This is a genomic window from Streptococcus sp. HMSC062H02, from assembly GCF_001813005.1.
Lineage (GTDB): Bacteria > Bacillota > Bacilli > Lactobacillales > Streptococcaceae > Streptococcus > Streptococcus oralis_S.
On the sequence record NZ_KV811118.1, the window covers coordinates 47,109 to 64,453 of the forward strand.

Consider the following 17,345-nt stretch of genomic DNA (forward strand, 5'->3'; position numbering starts at 1 on the left):
AACTCAACCAAGAAAAACAAGCCTACATCGAACGCATCGGTTCTGAGTGTGTGGCGGAAGACATTCCTTTCTTTCTTGAAATCTTGGCTTACGATGAAAAAATCGCTGACGCAGGTTCTGCAGAATACGCCAAAGTAAAACCACACAAGGTTATCGGTGCTATGAAGGTCTTCTCAGACCCACGCTTCAACATCGATGTCTTGAAAGTAGAAGTTCCAGTCAACGTCAAATACGTTGAAGGCTTTGGCGAAGGTGAAATCGTGCATACTCGTGAAGAAGCAGCAGCCTTCTTCAAAGCGCAAGATGAAGCAACTAACTTGCCATATATCTACTTGAGTGCGGGAGTTTCAGCTAAACTTTTCCAAGAAACACTTGTCTTTGCCCACGAATCAGGCGCAAACTTCAACGGAGTTCTTTGTGGCCGTGCAACCTGGGCTGGATCAGTTGAAGCCTACATCAAAGACGGTGAGGCAGCGGCTCGTGAGTGGCTACGTACAACTGGTTTTGAGAACATTGGCGAACTCAACAAGGTTCTTCAAACAACAGCGACTTCATGGACTGAACGTGTAGAAGCATAAAACAGGTATAGAAGAATCCCCTTTTGTTAAGAAGATACTTAAGGTTTTCTGACAAAGGATTTTGAAAATAGAAACTACAACCATAGATGGTGAATACACTCTCTATGGTTTGTTTACTTGAGAGAAATGGATCAAAGGAGAGAAGAATGAAAGCATACACAGAACGTGTATTTGGAAATCATGAGGGCAAGGATGTCTTGGCCTATCGCTTTGAGACTGACAGTGGCTACCAACTAGAAATTATGACTTATGGTGGGACCATCTTGCGCTATGTCACACCTGACAAGGCTGGAAATTTTGCCAATGTTATCTTGGGCTTTGATGATTTTGATAGCTATGTAGGCAATAGTCCTAAGCATGGAGCAAGTGTAGGTCCTGTAGCGGGCCGTATTGCAGGTGCGATATTTGAGCTCAATGGTCAGACCTATAATCTTGAAGTCAACAACGCTAGCAACTGTAACCACAGTGGTTCAACAGGTTGGGATTCAAGTTTGTTTGAATTAACTGAGGTGAGCGACCATGGCTTGACCCTCTACACAGAGCGTACAGATGGGACAGGAGGATTTCCTGGTAATCTCAAGATCTGGATCAGCTACCACTTGGAAGAAACTGGCGCCTACGAAGTCAGCTATAAGGTGACGACAGATCAGGATACGCTTGTCAATCCAACCAACCACAGCTACTTCAACTTGTCTGGTGATTTCACGCAGACAGTTGACCGCCATGTCTTCCAGCTAAATACGGAGGGCATTTACCCAATTGCTCCGGACGGTGTTCCGGATAAGACTCCAGATGCTAATCGTGATGTGGTTAAACACATCTACAATGGAGCTTTGTTGAAGGACATCTTTGCAGAGGAAGATGAACAAATCCAGTTGGTATCTGGTTTGGATCACCCATTTGCTCTTCCTGCAGGTCATGACAATGCTGGTTTCCTTTATGACCAAAACTCAGGTCGTTTCCTGCTGTTCAAGACAGAGGCCCCTTGCTTTGTGGTCTACACAGCAAACTTTGTGGATGAGAGTGTCATCATCGGAGGCCAGCCAATGGTGCAACACAATGGGATTGCCCTTGAAGCGCAAGCTTTACCAGATGCCATTCATAGTGACCTCAAAGACCAAGTCATTCTCAAAGCAGGGGAAACTTTCACCAGCAAAACTCGCTACGAGCTTGTTGTAAAATAAAAAGAAGAGCTGGTTTCCAGCTCTTTTGAGTTGTCTTCGTTGACATTTTATCTCAATAGTGTATAATTGATGTAATACATAAAGTTACAACGAAAAAGGAGACACCCTATGACTTATGCATACCAAAGCCACATTTATCTAGCAGAGGCGGTTTTAAATGTCAAGGATTTGACGAGTCAAACGGCTTTTTATCACCAGATTATTGGCTTGGAGATTTTATCTCAAACAGAGACAGAAGCGATTTTGGGACTTGGTCGAAAAGCCTTGGTTCACTTGATTCAGGCAGAAAAGTCTGGCGAAGTAAGGGAGCATTATGGGCTCTACCATCTGGCGATTTTGTTGCCGACACGAAAAGCCTTGGCAGATGTCTTGAAACACCTAAGTGATTTGCGGATTCCTCTGGTTGGGGGTGCAGATCATGGATACAGCGAGGCTATTTATCTAGAGGATTTGGAAGGGAATGGCATTGAACTCTACCGTGATAAGCCAGTGTCTTCATGGGATATTCGAGAAGACGGTCGCATTATCGGTGTGACCGAAGCCCTTGCGGCACAGGACATCTATGAGTTAGGGGAAAAGGTGGATCCCTTTATCCTAGCTGAAGGGACGAGAATGGGGCATATCCATCTATCGGTGAAGGATAGTCGTGAGGCGAGCCAGTTTTATCAAAAGGTGTTAGGACTAGAAGATAAATTTAGCATTCCTAGTGCTAGTTGGATAGCGGCTGGTCAGTACCATCACCACCTGGCTGTCAACGAATGGGCTGGAAAAGGTCTGGCTCCGCGTGAGCAAGGCTTGTCAGGCTTGGCCTACTATGTCCTTGAGGTCGAAAGCAAGGAAGAACTCTTGAACATCGTTAAGCAAGCACAAGAGCTAGAAGCACCGATCAAATGGCTAAATTCGAGTGAACTGGATCTTGTAGACCCAGATGGGATTGTAACCCGCATTCGCTTGGCACGATGAGACGAGGAAAACACATTATTTATTTTAGAGACATAGGAAAAGGCGGATAAGCTCGTATTCTGTTTTTAGAATGCGGACTTGTTCGCTTTTTTATGAAATGACGAAACCTTTCTTGGATCTGGCAAAGGCATCGGTCGGGGATATTTTCCCTTTTCTGGGGGTTCATGCTATAATACTAATAAACTTTTCTTTCTCTAGGAAGGCAAATGCTAAAAATCAGCTAGAATGCTGGCAATCGTCGTCACGATGCTTTTGAGAGAAAGTAGGACTCTGTTTGAACATCCGTATGAGTTTAGGAGACGGGAAATAAGATGGACACAAGTGTAAAAAATTTAATTAGTATGGGCCCTCTGGAGGAATATTTTATCTATTATGATCTGAAGAATCAAGTATTCTACGGTGTAAAACAAGGCATGAATTATTCAGCCATTGCAGCCCCTATTGCAATCTATTCCTTCCAACGGCTGTCAAAGTTGCTCAACCAAACCTTTGGAGATGTCTCATCCCTTTTCAATCTGATTTTCTTTATCCTGATGTCTCTGTTTTTGGTTTTCGGGACCATTCTCCTTGCCAAGTCTACCCGACGCAACATGAAGACAGATAGATTTAGAAAAGTCCGGCTGACAAAAGCCAATATCAAAACACTTAGGAGAAAATCTAGATGGACCGTCCTAGTTGAGATTTTTTGTTTCCTCATGATTGTGTTTTCCATCTATCGCTATTTTACCTACTCCGATTTTCAGTTTTTGATTATTTATATGTTAGGGATATTTTCCCTTGTTTATATGGTCTATGAATTTCAGATGAAAACGCGCAAACGACTGTTCAAGGAGCTGATGGAGACATTACAGGACGGTAGCCGAGGGAAAGAGGGAGAAATGTAAGATGAGAAAAATCATTTATATAGGCCAAGGATGCCAGCAATCCGTCTACTATAATACAAGGACGAGAGAGGCTTTAGCGACAGAATCTAGCGCCTCGTCAGAAACCGACGGTGCCATCAGTTCAAAGAAATCCAAGTGGCCTTGGGTTGTCTTCTTTGCTTTCTTGCTAGTTGCTATTATCGGTATTTGGATTCGTTCCTTGATAGCACCCTTTAGATTGAGTGAGTGGATGGCACCTATCCATCTAGCCGCTATCCTTTTCGTTTTTATCGGAAGTGTTTATGGATTTGAAAAACTGTTCTACAGTGGGGCTAAGTCGCTTGTCCCAGCAAGTGAAGAACAGTTTAAAGATGCGGTTGAAAGTAGTACTTTTTGGAGGAAGTCACCAGATAAGGAACCAACAGTCGATAAAATCATCTTGTATCTATTTGTTATCCTCGTTCTTCTATTTGTTTTTGTAATTGTTGTGTTCTTTGCCATACCTGGGACCTTCATTCCCTACTATGAACATGAATGGTTTGAGCCGTCCATGTTCATGGTGCCAATCGGAGCAACGATCGTCCCAATTAGCGTGGTTCTTCTACTATTTCAAAACAATCCAATCCGCTGGCTCTTAGCCGTACGAAAATACAAGCAGGGGAAAGTATTATTTGGGGAAGAGAAGAACTAGAAACATGAGAGAAACGCTATTACCATTACCAGTGGTTGGTGATGTTTTATCAACAACCTATGATAAAATTGAAGTTTCTGATTATAGTGATTGGTGGAAACTGTGGTGATTTTATATGAGAAAAATAATTTTTATTGGACAGAGCGGTAATAAGGCCGTTTACTATAATACGCGAACGAGAGAAGCTCTTGTAGCAGATAAGAGCGCCTTGTTAAATACAGAAGGGGCTAGGAGATCGAATAGGGGGATTGCTCCTTTAATTGCTATATTCTCTTTGTTAGGTTTACTCGGAGGATTTGTTGCAATACCAATTTTCTCAGGCCTTCGTTATAATAGTGGGATGGTTCCTATTTTTATTCTTTGTCTTTCCTTTATCCTATTTGGATTTATATGGATGATGGAAGTCGCCTTATATAAAGGAGTGAAACGAGTCCAAGGAGCAACAAAGAAAGAGTTTAAAGAAGCAGTTTATTCAAATTTGTTCTGGGAAAATTTTAGTGAGAAAAAAGCGACGTTTGCGAAAATGTTGGCTTTTATGATTGTCATGCTACTAGTTTTTATGACTACTATAGTAATATTTGCTGCTGCAATTCCGGGCACTATTGACTCATTCAATAAGCAAGAGGCATTTGATATACAAATCTTTTTCTCGCCTTTAGCAGGTCTCTTTCCTGCCTTGTTGTACCTTTTCTTATTCCAAAACAACCCTATCCGCTGGTTCTTAGCTGTGCGAAAATATGAACAGGGGAAAGTGATATTTAATGAAGAAATAGAAAAGAGAGGATGATAATGTCACAAGAGAGATATTTGCAGATCAAAAAAGAGCATCAAGTTCGTAAGTTTGTGGGGCGTTTCCTCTTCATTCTTCTCGTTATACTCGATGTTCTACTGGTATCAAGTCATTCCAATTATGTCCCGCTTGTAACGGTGGCTATGGTAACGATTGTGCCCTTTAATCATTTTCTACTTGGTCCTCTTAGGAGACAGAAAAAAGCCATAGAAAAAGAGCATCCAGAATGGAAAATACTCAGTACAAAGGGAGTAAGGGTTCCCTCGGCTGAAGCCAATAAAAGAACCTTGGCTGGTATTGGGATCTTGATGGCTTTGCTGCTGTCTTTTGGGCTATTCTATAAACCTGTGAAACAGCCGAACGACCAAGTAAACAAGCCACCTAAGGTTGATTCTAAAACGCCTGGAACGTCCAAGTCTTCTGAGTCGTCCAGTTCCTCTAAGACCAAAGAATCCAGTTCCTCAGAGTCGAAATCCTCGTCTTCGACTGAACAAAGTTCTAAAACCGAAAGTTCAGGAACAAAGCCGTCAAAAAGCGAATCCAATAATCCTTATTACCAGATTCCAGGACTTACTGACGAACAGGTGAGAGATATCATATCAAAATCGGTGAAAGATTTGAGAGAAAAACAGTCAAAAGAAAAATCCGAAGAGTAGACTCGAGGGCATCGATGTCCTTTCTGGATGAGTTCGTTTTGAGATTTTACTGTATAAAATAACAGGAGGAGTTCATATGAATAAAGAAGTAATTGGTTTGATAGTTGGGACAATCGTCATCTTCCTATCTTTTGTATTTGTGTGTGGGACCTTTCTCTATCTCTATCTTCGAGATCAGAAGTTGGTCCGTCTTGCCAAGTCATCCGTACAGGGAACGGTTATCGGCTATAGCCGTTTTCGTGAGGGGTATCCACCTATCGTCGAATACACGGTGGATGGGATTGCTTATAAGAAAACCTTGCAGTATTTTATGTTCAAAACGATCACAATTCCGTGGGGGACTACTAAATTTTTAAAGGACTATACAAGAGAAGATATGCTAGCGCCTTCGATCACTCGCTACAGCAACTCCTTTGTTTCCTTCAAACGCTTGATGCAGACCCATTTCCCCCTTCATTCGGAACTGACGGTCTGGTATGATCCAGACAAGCCGACCAGGGCCTATGTCGAACGTTACAGCGGAATGGACAAGTTTTACAAGTGGTTTGGTATCGGATTTGGGCTGGCTCTAGTTATAGTCTATGGGATAGTGATCCTAGCCTTTTTGTCCAATTTGTCCAAGATATACGCATAAAGGTCAGTTGGTTGAAAGGAAACTTTACTTCCCATCGAGTTTCAAGGAGGACAGAGTTTCTTTTCCATTTTCTTGCTCACCTATCTTTTCTTTCTGATACAGAGGAGAGGTTGCCTCCTACAAATACAGACAGGAAGTGAATTTTGACAAAGCCCCTTATTCGAGATATAATGAAGAAAAAGTGACCAAGGATAAATTAATGACAAACTCAAAGTATATCACACGCCTGAAACGTTCAGAGGGCCAGTTGCGTGGGATTCAAAAGATGATTGAAGAAGATCGTGACTGCGCAGATATTGTTACGCAGTTGACAGCAGTGAAATCTAGCGTTGAGCGCGTGATTGAGATGATCATTACTGAAAATCTCACAGGCTGTATCAACCAACCACTAGACGACCCCGAGGCTCAAAAGGAACGCCTAGAAAAGGCCATCCGATATCTGATTAAACGGAAATAAACTAATTTGCTATTGATAAACAATGCAGACAAAGGTATTTAAGTCTATTTCGATAAAGAAATCATGTCAGACAAACGGATGAGTTCCCCCAATACCAATGAGCAACCTCTTTTTAGATACCATCAATGTGCTTCGTTTTTTAGAAGCGACGGGCTACGAGCCCTATATCATTGGGTTGCAGAAATGAGAAAACCGATTAAGTTCCTTAATCGGTTTTTTGCTTATTCTACTTGACCGGGCCAAGCATTCATACCACCTTCTACATTGATAACGGTAAGGCCTTGAGCGCTTAGAAATTCACAAGCAGATGCGGAGCGTACTCCGCCTTGACAGATGACATGGTATTCCTGGTCAGCTTTGAGTTCTTTATAACCTTGCTCCAAGGTACTTAACGGAAGATTTCTTGCTCCTGGTGCATGTCCTGCTTGGAATTCATGCACTTCACGTACATCGATAAGGTTTAGATTTTCATTTAGGTATTTTTCATAAAAGTCAGCCATGCTGATACTCGTTTCCATATTCGACTCCTTCTGGATTAGCCATTTTATATAGTGAATAAGCGCCATCAAGGTTTTGGACGGCAAATCCTGCCGCTCGAGGCTACGCTCTGTGATCTAGCTACGCAAAACGCTGATGTAGGCGTCTGGTTCATCCAAGTTCTCCCATAGTTTGTTTAGGGGGATATGAATGGTATCGACCTTGGGTCGCCCCCCTGAAATTCGCCACTTATCCGTACATCTAGGGATTTTTGGCCCTTAGTCAGATCGTCTTTGAGCTGACACCATTGGATATTATCGCTCAGACCTTCGATAAGGTTCAAGGCTGTGTAGCCAATTATTTTATGCTTCTAGATGACCTTGCCTGTCCAAGCGCTCATACCGCCTCGGACATTGATGACATCGTAGCCTTTTTTCTTTAGCTTTTTCGCAGCTAGTTTGCTTCGCACACCAGAATGACAAATAACATAGAGTGTTTCTTTTGTCGCTGGTGTGTAAGAACCGATTTCCGTTAAAGGAACATTTTTGGCATTTTTGATATGACCTCTCCGGAATTCCATAGGCGTCCGAACATCTAGTAGCTGAATCGGTTCTCTGAGTTTAGCTTCTAACTCGCTGGTAGAAATACTGTCAATTTTTGTAAATAATAGGTGAAACATAGGCACCTCCAAATATACCCTTATGGGGTATATTAAACCATGAAGTCAAGCTTTTGTCAAGCAAGTTGTTTTAACTTGGGAGGGAATTAGTTTCGAGAGTCTAGAAAGCAGGCTATTCTTGACCTTTCAAAGGCTTTTTGATATGATGGGTCCAAAGTAAGTGTGAGGTGATAAGATGGCTAGCGAATACCAGAAAATGATAGCAGGGGAGCCTTACCGTCCGTCGGATCCTGAATTACGGACCTTGGCGCAGGCTTCTCGCCAAAAACAGGCTGCCTTTAACAAGGAAGAAGATCCCTTGAAGGGAGCAGATATTATCAAGACTTGGTTTGGCTCAACTGGACAAAATCTCTACGTCAATCCACGCTTGGTGGTCGATTATGGAGTCAATATCCATCTAGGGGAAAATTTTTATTCTAATTGGAATTTGACCATGCTGGATGTTTGTCAGATTCGCATCGGGAACAACGCTATGCTTGGCCCCAACTGTCAGTTTTTAACCCCACTTCATCCACTGAATCCGGATGAACGCAATTCAGGGGTCGAATATGGCAAGCCCATCACCATTGGAGACAATTTCTGGGCTGGAGGTGGCGTCATTGTCCTTCCTGGAGTGACATTGGGAAATAACGTAGTTGCAGGAGCAGGTGCCGTGATTACCAAGTCCTTTGGAGACAATGTTGTCCTAGCTGGGAATCCTGCGCGTGTTATCAAGGAAGTCCCTGTAAAAGAAAACTAAAAAGAACAGCTTGGGCTGTTCTTTTTATGAGCTTTAGTCTTATAGATTTTTCTTCTTTTTGGCTTTTTTGGTTAGAGTGACATGGCACTGGGGGATGTTGATTTTAAAAACGATTAACTGTATTTTAGTATTCTCAAATTGTTTCTAGTAGCCCTTTCAAAAGAATACTGAGTGAAACTAAATTTAAGGAAACTTTCGGAAAAGTTTTAGTTTTGTTTCAGGAATCTTCTGTAGACTGTCTAGCTATATCATACGAAGGAGAGGAAAAAGGTATGAAATCAAAAAAATGGATCCTACTCGCAACGAGTCTAACAGCAGTGGTGCTGATGGCAGCATGTGCCCAGTCAACAACTACATCTAATACCAATGCAACGACAAATAGTGCAACAACAACTGCAACAAAGACAAACCAATCATCCTATTTTACAGAGAAGGACAATGATACTTCTTATGATGAAAGCACAGCTTCTAAGATCGAGCTATCTGGCTCATCAGCAAACGTCTCTGGAGATGGGGTGACAGTCTCTGAATCAACAGTGACCATCACAAAATCTGGAACCTATGTGATTTCAGGTCAGTCTGATGGAGTGCAGATCAAGGTCGAGGCAGATGAGTCGGCAGATGTTCAGCTAGTCTTAAAAGGTGTCACCATGACCAACACCAATGCAGCAATTTCTGCGACATCAGCTGGTCATGTCTACCTGACTCTAGCAGAAGGAACAACCAACAGTCTCTCTGACTCAAGCACGAACAGCGACGAAAAAGCCGACGCAGCCTTATTTTCTAAGGTGGATTTAACCATCAACGGGAAAGGCACTCTTAATGTAGAAGGCAAGAAAAATAATGGTATTAAGGCTAACGACACCCTCCACATCACGGGTGGAACTTATAACATCACAGCAGTTGGCGATGCCTTTAATGTCAATGATGAACTCAATATCACTGGTACAACCATGACCATCGATGCTAAAGAAGACGGAGTCAAGGTGGACAATGATGAGGATACTTCAGTCGGAACCATGTACCTATCTAACAACAACATCACCGTCACAGCAGGAGATGATGGCATCCACGCATCAGGTGATTTGGTTATCGATAGTGGTACCTACACCGTCAAGAATTCGACAGAAGGACTTGAAGGTAAGTCCATCACTATCAACGGTGGGGACATTAGCATCTATTCGACAGATGATGGAGTCAACGCGGCTAATAAAAACGCCCAACAAAGTGAAATCTTCTTCACCATGAACGGTGGAAATCTAACAGTAGAAGTAGGTCAAGGGGACACAGACCCAATCGACTCAAACGGGAACGTGACGGTCACAGGCGGAACCATTAAAATGATTGGTCAAACAGGTTTTGACTTTGATGGAACTGCGACCTACATAGGCGGTGATATCTATCTCAACGGTGAAAAACAAACGGAAATCGTCAACTCTATGCATGGAGGCGGTGGACCAAATGGGGGCCCTCAAGACGGCGGTCCAGCCCCTGGCGGACAAGGATAAAAAAGAATCTCCTTTCTCGAAAGAGAAGGGAGATTTTGTGTTTGAGAGATGGATTGTGGCTAAAATAACTTCCAATCAGGTCTTGAAAATTTCTTAGTCTGTTTCATATAAAAATGAGTAAAATGAATTTCCATCGCCAAGGTCATTAGAGTTTCGATAGCAATGACGATGGTAGGATTGGCTGAGAAAAGTAGAGGAAGAATAGGCCTTTAAAAAGTGGACAGGAAAGACCATTTCGGAGTATAGAGAGGAAGTTCAAAAACATTTTTAGAAATAAGACATGTGCATTATAAACATCAGATACGAATCTGGTGTTTTATTTTTTTAAAGAATTTAACCCTTTCTCTTGACAAGTGAGTGATTACTCACTATAATAGCTTCTGTGATTTAAAAAGTGAGTAATCACTCACCAAGGAGGAAGTAAATGAAAACATTACTACATTTACAAGATTTAGTAAAATCTTTTGACCATCAAATAGTTCTGAATCATGTCAGCTTTGAATTGCAGCCAGGAGAAATTATAGGATTAATTGGTCCGTCTGGTGCTGGTAAATCAACTATGATTAAGACTACGTTAGGAATGGAAAAGGCTGATGGAGGCGTAGCTTTAGTGTTAAATCACACTATGCCCAATCGCCATATTTTAGGAGATATTGGCTATATGGCCCAATCAGATGCTTTATACGAGTCCTTGTCAGGCCAAGAAAATCTGGAATTTTTTGGTCAGCTAAAGGGGCTTTCTAAAAAAGACCTAAAGGCGGAAATTGCTCATATAGCTCAAGTAGTAGATCTGACAGACTACTTAAACAAGGCGGTATCTGGTTATTCTGGAGGAATGAAACGGCGTTTGTCTCTTGCTATCGCGCTGTTAGGAAATCCTCAACTCTTGATTTTGGACGAACCGACAGTTGGAATCGACCCTTCTCTTCGAAAGAAAATCTGGAAAGAATTATTCGCGCTTAGAGACAATGGGGTAGGGATATTAGTTACTACCCATGTTATGGATGAAGCAGAGTTGACGGATAAGGTCGGCTTATTATTAGGCGGAAAAATCATTGCTTTTGATACACCGCAACACTTAAAAGAAAGTTATCAAGTTTCAAGTATTGAAGAAGTATTTTTAAAAGCAGAAGGTGAGTAAAATGAGAACAATAGCGATTGCAAAAAAAGTCATCAAAGAATTACTTCGTGACAAACGAACTCTAGCCCTGATGTTTATAGCACCTGTTTTTATCATGTGGTTGATGAACCTCATGTTTTCAGCTAGTACAACCGTGAATGTCAAGTTAGCAACACAGGATCTACCAACTGGTTTGGTAACGAAAATGGATGAGCTCGATCATGTAGACGTCGAGACTTATCAAGGTTTAGATCAAGCCAAAGAAGCGCTAGCAAATGAAAAAGTCGATGCTGTGATTTCTTATAAAGACGGTGAGTATCAGGTCGACTACGCAAACACAGATGCCTCCAAGACCTCTATGATACGACAAGTGTTACGGACAAGTATCGCCAGTGAAGGCACCGATCAGTTAGTATCTCGTGTTAAACAAGCTCTTCCACAATTGGACTCGGACGCAAAAATACCAGAAATCAAGGAGTCTTACCAGTATGGAGATGAAAATACAAGCTTCTTTACCAGTATGATTCCGGTTTTGATAGGTTTTGTAGTTTTCTTCTTTGTCTTTTTGATTTCAGGTATGGCGCTTTTGAAAGAGCGCACCAGTGGAACACTAGAACGTTTGTTAGCAACACCAGTGAAACGATCTGAAATCGTCTATGGCTATATGTTGTCTTACGGTATTATTGCGATTTTTCAAACGGCAGTTGTCGTTTTAGCAGCAATTTGGCTACTAGATGTAGAAGTTGTAGGAAGTATTTTAAATGTTATAATAGTTAATGTGGTACTGGCTCTTGTAGCACTAGCTTTTGGAATTCTCTTGTCTACTCTAGCAAAATCAGAATTCCAAATGATGCAATTTATTCCTCTCGTGATTATGCCCCAACTTTTTTTCTCAGGAATTATTCCATTGTCATCCATGGGGAAATGGGCTCTAACTGTGGGGAAATTTTTGCCATTAACCTATTCTGGTGATGCAATAAGCCAGATTATTCTTTACGGGCACAATCTTGGTGATATTTTGTCAAATCTTGGTGTTTTAATGATTTTCTTGATCATTTTAACAATTCTTAATATTGTTGGATTGCGTCGTTATCGTAAAGTTTAGAAATCAACATAAATAATGCTAAAAAGGTGTGAAGATTAGATGGATAAGACTGTTTTTGAATCGTTTGAAGATTACTTAGAAGAAGCGAATTACCCTCAAGGAAAGAAAAAAATCATGCAGGCAGCAGTGGATCTCATATCAACCAGGAGTTACCATGGGACCTCAACTCTTCACATAGCTGAGCGTGCTGGACTAAGCCAGGCAACTTTGTTTAAGTATTTTAAGACGAAGGATGATCTACTGACGGCTATTTTACATCCTGTAGTCCCAGGCATTTTCGGTAGTTTTTTTGAGGAACTCTTAGCTTTTGAAACGACAGAAGAGAGGGTTCGTTATCTCGTCCACAATCGTATGAGCTATCTCAAAAAAAATCGTGCTTTGATGAAAATCATTCTGCAGGAGAGTTTTTCAAATAAAAAGCTAAAAAATGAACAGATTTTTATCTGGAATGCTATTCAAGATAAACTTCGAGTGCTTCATAAGGAATTGCTAGCAGATCCACGTGTAAATCCAGAGTTAACGAGTCCTCAAATGGTTCGTATTTGTGTTGGCCCATTGTTGGCTTACTTCGCTCAGCTTTATATCGTTAGCGATAATGGAGAAATAAAGGAAGAAGACCTAGACTTATTAGAAAAACAGATTTTAGGTGGTTTGTGGAAATAGAGTAGGCCTAGACAAAATGGAGGCTAGATTCTATTGGTTTAGCTTCTTGTACAAGATAATATAAAAGGGTATACATTACCTGATGCAGATTTGTGCTTTTTTATTATTGAATTTGGTATTTTGGTGATAGTCCTCAATCACTTTGCCAAAACAGAAACCGACCTCTCCAGCAGTGCAACGATTTCTTAAATGTATGGAAGAGGAGTTTTCTGGCTTGCTAAAGACAACTCCTTGACACTCCGTCAGCTTTTGATACAATAGTACAAAATTAGAGGAGGTGGGTTATGATTCAGAAGCATACAATTCCCATTTTAGAGTTTGATGATAACCCCCAAGCGGTTCTTATGCCAACACATGAGGGGTTAGACTTAAAGTTGCCAAAGAAGTGTATCTATGCATTTTTGGAGGAGGAGATTGACCGCTACGCTAAGGAAGTAGGGGCGGATTGTGTTGGTGAGTTCGTTTCGGTCACCAAGACTTATCCAGTCTATGTCCTCAACTACAAGGGCGAGGAGATTTGTCTGGCCCAGGCGCCCGTGGGCTCTGCCCCAGCGGCCCAGTTTATGGATTGGTTGATTGGCTATGGTGTGGAGCAAATCATTTCCACTGGAACCTGTGGCGTCCTAGCCGATATAGAGGAGAATGCCTTTCTCGTCCCTGTTCGTGCTTTGCGAGATGAGGGGACCAGTTACCATTATGTAGCGCCTTCTCGTTATATGGAGATGCAGATTGAGGCTGTCTCTGCCATTGAGCAAGTCTTAGAACAAAGAGGCATTCCTTACGAGGAAGTCATGACCTGGACGACAGATGGTTTTTACCGAGAGACGGCTGAAAAGGTTGCCTATCGCAAGGAAGAAGGCTGTGCTGTTGTGGAGATGGAGTGCTCTGCTCTTGCGGCAGTAGCTCAGCTACGTGGAGTTGTCTGGGGAGAATTACTCTTTACCGCAGATTCCTTGGCAGATCTGGACAACTACAACAGTCGTGACTGGGGCTCTGAAGCTTTTGATAAGGCACTCGAACTCTGTCTTGCCATTGTGCACCACATGTGAGTGTTCTGACTGTTTTTATGGTAAAATGTAGCTATGTTATTCAAATCTTTTTTGGAAAAAATCAAGACGACGCTGTCTCGGTTATCACCAGCCCGTCGCATCTTTTTAAGTTTTGCCTTAGTTATCTTCTTGGGCTCGCTCCTTTTAAGCCTTCCCTTTGTGCAAGCAACAACGTCACAAGCGACCTACTTTGATCATCTCTTTACAACGGTATCCATGGTCTGTGTTACAGGGCTCTTCACCCTGCCAGTGGCCTCTACTTATAATATATGGGGCCAGTTGATCTGTATGCTCTTAATCCAGATTGGTGGTTTGGGGCTCATGACCTTTATCGGAATCTTTTATATCCAAGGCAAGCAAAAGCTCAGTCTTCGTGGCCGTGAGACCATTCAAGAAAGTTTCAGTTATGGAGAAACTCAGTCCTTAAAGGACTTTATTCGCTCGATCTTTTTGACGACTTTTTTGGTGGAAGGGATTGGTGCCTTTCTCCTGAGTTTTCGCTTTATTCCTGAATTTGGCTGGGGACGAGGGGTGTTAACTTCTATCTTTTTGGCTGTTTCAGCCTTCTGTAATGCTGGATTTGATAATTTTGGAAGTACGAGTTTGGTAGCTTTTCAAACGGACCCCTTGATCAATCTAGTGATTGCAGGATTGATTATCACGGGTGGGCTAGGATTTATGGTCTGGTTTGACCTAGCGACCCAGTTTGGGAAAAAGAAAAAACGCCGCCTGCGTTTCCATACCAAGCTGGTTCTCTTTTTAACGGCGGGAATTTTACTCTTTGGAACCGTATCGACTTTATTCATCGAGTGGAATAATCCTGGAACGATTGGAAATCTTAGCGCCCCAGAGAAACTGCTGGTTAGTTTCTTCCAGACCGTTAGTATGAGAACGGCAGGTTTTGCTTCCATTGACTACACCCAGGCTCGACCAGTTACCTTGTTCATCTATATCCTACAGATGTTTCTAGGAGGGGCGCCTGGAGGGACAGCAGGGGGGCTCAAGATTACGACCTTCTTTGTCTTGTTGGTCTTCGCTCGTAGCGAACTATTGGGCTTGCCTCATGCCAATGTGGCTCGGAGGACCATTGAACCCCGAACCGTGCAAAAATCTTTCAGTGTCTTTATTATCTTCTTGCTAACATTCTTGCTGGGCTTGATCCTACTAGGGATAACAGCAGAGGGAAATCCGCGCTTTATCTACCTCATGTTTGAGACCATTTCAGCCCTTGCGACAGTTGGAGTGACGGCAAATTTAACACCAGAGCTAGGCAAGATAGCCCTCAGCATCGTTATGTTGCTGATGTTTATCGGCCGTATTGGTCCCTTGACACTACTGGTCAGTGTAGCAGAATACCAGCCAGACAAGAAAGATACGATTCACTATATGAAAGCAGATATCACTATCGGATAAGAAAGGAAGAACGATGTCAGATCGGACAATTGGAATTTTAGGCTTGGGAATTTTTGGGAGCAGTGTTTTGGCTGCCCTAGCCAAGCATGACATGAATATCATTGCTATTGATGACCACGAGGAACGCATTAATCAATTTGAACCTGTGCTGGCGCGTGGAGTTGTTGGAGATATTACCGATGAAGAGCTCTTGCTCTCAGCAGGAATTGATACCTGCGATACAGTTGTGGTGGCAACTGGGGAAAATTTAGAATCTAGTGTGCTTGCAGTTATGCATTGCAAGAGTCTAGGAGTACCAACTGTTATTGCTAAGGTTAAAAGCCATACAGCAAAAAAAGTCCTTGAAAAAATTGGCGCAGATTCAGTCATCTCACCAGAGTTTGAGATGGGTCGTTCGTTGGCACAGACTATTTTATTTAATAACAGCGTTGATGTTTTTCAGTTGGACAAAAATGTCTCGATAGTCGAAATGAAAATTCCAAGGTCGTGGGCAGGTAAGAGTCTAAGTGAACTTGATCTTCGAGGACAATACAATCTCAATATTCTTGGTTTTCGTGACTATGAAAATGCTCCCTTGGATGTTCAATTTGGGCCGGATGATCTATTGAAAGCCGATGGCTATATGATGGCAGTAATCAATAACCAATATTTGGATAATCTAGCACACCTTAATGATTAAAAGAGAAATGACCATTCTTTTTTCTAGTGACTATTGAGTCAATATAAGTATTTTATAAGAAGGATTTAAGAAAAATTTTAACTTTTTCTTAATCCTTTTTAATTTTAGGAGATTATACTAGAGTCATCAAAAAAAAGAAAACTCTAAGGAGAATCCTATGAAATTCAATCCAAATCAGAGATATACTCGTTGGTCTATTCGCCGTCTCAGTGTCGGTGTTGCTTCAGTTGTTGTGGCTAGTGGTTTCTTTGTCCTAGTCGGTCAACCAAGTTCTGCACGTGCTGATGTCGTTAATCCGACTCCTGCCCAAGTCGTGTCAAACGACGCCTCAGTGAGTGAAAAGGGCGACCTATCAGCAGAGGTTCTAAATAAAGCAGTCGATGTAGATCTTTCTTCAGAACAGTCTATTCCAACACCTCAAGCAAGTGTGGATACTACAAGCTCTTCAGAAAAAGCGGACGCAACTGCTAAAGATCCGGAAGTAGCGCCAAAAGAAGAAGTGCAAGCACAACCTGACTCTAAGAAACAAACAGAAGATGCAGTTAAACCTGTGGAAGGTTCTGAGTCTACAGTTTCTGGACAAGACCGTGAAGCTAGTGAAGCGCAACCAGCGACTACTCCAGCTGAAGTGCAAAAGGGTGTGGCCGACAACACCAAAGACACAGTAGATGTTCCAGCTAGCTACCTTGACAAAGCTAATTTCCCAGGACCATTTACAGCTGGTGTCAACCAAGTTATTCCATATGAATTCTTCGCTGGTGACGGCATGTTGACTCGCCTTATCTTGAAAGCATCCGATAAGGCCCCATGGTCAGACAACGGAACAGCTAAAAATCCTGCCCTCCCACCAGTAGAGAAACTGGGCAAAGGCCTTTACTTCTACGAAGTAGACTTGGCTGGCACCCAAGGTAAATCAGATAAAGAGCTTCTTGATTTCTTGAAACAAAACGGCACTCAAAGCTATAAAGCTACTATCAAGGTGTACGGTGCAAAAGACAGCAAGCCTGACTTAACTAATCTGGTAGCGACTAAAGATTTGGATGTTAACTTGAATGGTTTGACCACTCCAGCTGAAGTGCAAAAGGGTGTGGCCGACA

At 42.2% G+C, this 17,345-nt stretch carries 20 protein-coding genes and 2 pseudogenes; 18 read left to right on the forward strand and 4 right to left on the reverse strand.

Annotation, left to right across the window (positions count from 1 at the left end; translation table 11 throughout):
- From HMPREF2885_RS04600 to HMPREF2885_RS04640, 9 genes are all read left to right on the forward strand, one after another.
- Positions 1 to 578: tagatose 1,6-diphosphate aldolase (locus HMPREF2885_RS04600; RefSeq protein WP_148131134.1), on the forward strand; the 578-nt coding region annotated here is incomplete at its 5' end.
- Between the two features lie 146 nt (positions 579 to 724).
- A complete protein-coding gene (locus HMPREF2885_RS04605) occupies positions 725 to 1,762 on the forward strand; it encodes an aldose epimerase family protein (protein ID WP_065371453.1) in 1,038 nt (345 codons plus the stop codon).
- A gap of 108 nt (positions 1,763 to 1,870) precedes the next feature.
- A complete protein-coding gene (locus HMPREF2885_RS04610; protein ID WP_049550122.1) occupies positions 1,871 to 2,725 on the forward strand; it encodes a VOC family protein in 855 nt (284 codons plus the stop codon).
- Between the two features lie 311 nt (positions 2,726 to 3,036).
- On the forward strand, positions 3,037 to 3,609 hold the full coding sequence (locus tag HMPREF2885_RS04615; RefSeq protein ID WP_070657283.1) for a hypothetical protein: 573 nt from the start codon (positions 3,037 to 3,039) through the stop codon (positions 3,607 to 3,609).
- Between the two features lies 1 nt (position 3,610).
- Positions 3,611 to 4,279 (forward strand): hypothetical protein, encoded by a 669-nt coding sequence (locus tag HMPREF2885_RS04620; RefSeq protein WP_001226449.1) that lies wholly within the window; start codon positions 3,611 to 3,613, stop codon positions 4,277 to 4,279.
- Positions 4,280 to 4,394: 115 nt separating this feature from the next.
- Positions 4,395 to 5,066 carry a hypothetical protein gene (locus tag HMPREF2885_RS04625; protein WP_001226102.1) on the forward strand — a complete coding sequence of 224 codons (672 nt, stop codon included), beginning with the start codon at positions 4,395 to 4,397 and terminating at the stop codon, positions 5,064 to 5,066.
- Positions 5,067 to 5,068: 2 nt separating this feature from the next.
- Positions 5,069 to 5,725 (forward strand): hypothetical protein, encoded by a 657-nt coding sequence (locus tag HMPREF2885_RS04630; RefSeq protein ID WP_002880212.1) that lies wholly within the window; start codon positions 5,069 to 5,071, stop codon positions 5,723 to 5,725.
- Between the two features lie 76 nt (positions 5,726 to 5,801).
- The gene (locus HMPREF2885_RS04635; RefSeq protein ID WP_001031652.1) at positions 5,802 to 6,359 is read left to right on the forward strand and encodes a DUF3592 domain-containing protein; all 558 of its coding nucleotides are present in this window, start codon (positions 5,802 to 5,804) and stop codon (positions 6,357 to 6,359) included.
- 199 nt (positions 6,360 to 6,558) lie between these two features.
- Entirely contained in the window at positions 6,559 to 6,816 is a 258-nt protein-coding gene (locus tag HMPREF2885_RS04640; protein ID WP_000185160.1) for a metal-sensitive transcriptional regulator, read from the forward strand.
- Positions 6,817 to 7,037: 221 nt separating this feature from the next.
- On the opposite strand, the gene HMPREF2885_RS04645 is transcribed toward HMPREF2885_RS04640, so the two are convergent.
- The 3 genes and pseudogenes from HMPREF2885_RS04645 to HMPREF2885_RS04650 all read right to left on the reverse strand — a co-directional run bounded on the left by HMPREF2885_RS04645 (position 7,038) and on the right by HMPREF2885_RS04650 (position 7,972).
- On the reverse strand, positions 7,038 to 7,334 hold the full coding sequence (locus HMPREF2885_RS04645) for a rhodanese-like domain-containing protein (RefSeq protein ID WP_000450168.1): 297 nt from the start codon (positions 7,332 to 7,334) through the stop codon (positions 7,038 to 7,040).
- Positions 7,309 to 7,654: pseudogene (locus tag HMPREF2885_RS10310) on the reverse strand (CoA-disulfide reductase); the annotation flags it as partial. The pseudogene HMPREF2885_RS10310 and the gene HMPREF2885_RS04645, both read right to left, overlap by 26 nt.
- 9 nt (positions 7,655 to 7,663) lie before the next feature.
- Positions 7,664 to 7,972 carry a rhodanese-like domain-containing protein gene (locus HMPREF2885_RS04650; RefSeq protein WP_000468871.1) on the reverse strand — a complete coding sequence of 103 codons (309 nt, stop codon included), beginning with the start codon at positions 7,970 to 7,972 and terminating at the stop codon, positions 7,664 to 7,666.
- Between the two features lie 175 nt (positions 7,973 to 8,147).
- Between HMPREF2885_RS04650 and HMPREF2885_RS04655 the strand changes: the two genes are divergently transcribed.
- Positions 8,148 to 8,711: a sugar O-acetyltransferase gene (locus HMPREF2885_RS04655; protein ID WP_000135705.1), complete on the forward strand. Its 564-nt coding sequence runs from the start codon at positions 8,148 to 8,150 to the stop codon at positions 8,709 to 8,711.
- Between the two features lie 272 nt (positions 8,712 to 8,983).
- Positions 8,984 to 10,219 carry a carbohydrate-binding domain-containing protein gene (locus tag HMPREF2885_RS04660; protein WP_070657286.1) on the forward strand — a complete coding sequence of 412 codons (1,236 nt, stop codon included), beginning with the start codon at positions 8,984 to 8,986 and terminating at the stop codon, positions 10,217 to 10,219.
- A gap of 59 nt (positions 10,220 to 10,278) precedes the next feature.
- On the opposite strand, the pseudogene HMPREF2885_RS10340 reads toward HMPREF2885_RS04660, so the two are convergent.
- Positions 10,279 to 10,413, reverse strand: a pseudogene (locus tag HMPREF2885_RS10340) (low temperature requirement protein A); the annotation flags it as partial.
- 230 nt (positions 10,414 to 10,643) lie between these two features.
- Here HMPREF2885_RS10340 and HMPREF2885_RS04665 point away from each other — a divergent pair.
- The 7 genes from HMPREF2885_RS04665 to HMPREF2885_RS04695 form a co-directional block, all read left to right on the forward strand.
- Positions 10,644 to 11,360, forward strand: coding sequence for an ABC transporter ATP-binding protein (locus HMPREF2885_RS04665; RefSeq protein ID WP_070657289.1), 717 nt, complete (start codon positions 10,644 to 10,646; stop codon positions 11,358 to 11,360).
- Position 11,361: 1 nt separating this feature from the next.
- On the forward strand, positions 11,362 to 12,444 hold the full coding sequence (locus HMPREF2885_RS04670) for an ABC transporter permease (protein ID WP_070657292.1): 1,083 nt from the start codon (positions 11,362 to 11,364) through the stop codon (positions 12,442 to 12,444).
- Between the two features lie 39 nt (positions 12,445 to 12,483).
- The gene (locus HMPREF2885_RS04675) at positions 12,484 to 13,107 is read left to right on the forward strand and encodes a TetR/AcrR family transcriptional regulator (protein ID WP_070657295.1); all 624 of its coding nucleotides are present in this window, start codon (positions 12,484 to 12,486) and stop codon (positions 13,105 to 13,107) included.
- A gap of 284 nt (positions 13,108 to 13,391) precedes the next feature.
- Positions 13,392 to 14,156 carry a nucleoside phosphorylase gene (locus tag HMPREF2885_RS04680; protein WP_070657298.1) on the forward strand — a complete coding sequence of 255 codons (765 nt, stop codon included), beginning with the start codon at positions 13,392 to 13,394 and terminating at the stop codon, positions 14,154 to 14,156.
- A gap of 33 nt (positions 14,157 to 14,189) precedes the next feature.
- Positions 14,190 to 15,569 carry a TrkH family potassium uptake protein gene (locus tag HMPREF2885_RS04685; protein WP_049550127.1) on the forward strand — a complete coding sequence of 460 codons (1,380 nt, stop codon included), beginning with the start codon at positions 14,190 to 14,192 and terminating at the stop codon, positions 15,567 to 15,569.
- A gap of 13 nt (positions 15,570 to 15,582) precedes the next feature.
- Entirely contained in the window at positions 15,583 to 16,248 is a 666-nt protein-coding gene (locus HMPREF2885_RS04690) for a potassium channel family protein (RefSeq protein WP_070657301.1), read from the forward strand.
- A 157-nt stretch (positions 16,249 to 16,405) separates the two neighbouring features.
- Positions 16,406 to 17,345: SSURE domain-containing protein (locus tag HMPREF2885_RS04695; protein ID WP_148131135.1), on the forward strand; the 940-nt coding region annotated here is incomplete at its 3' end.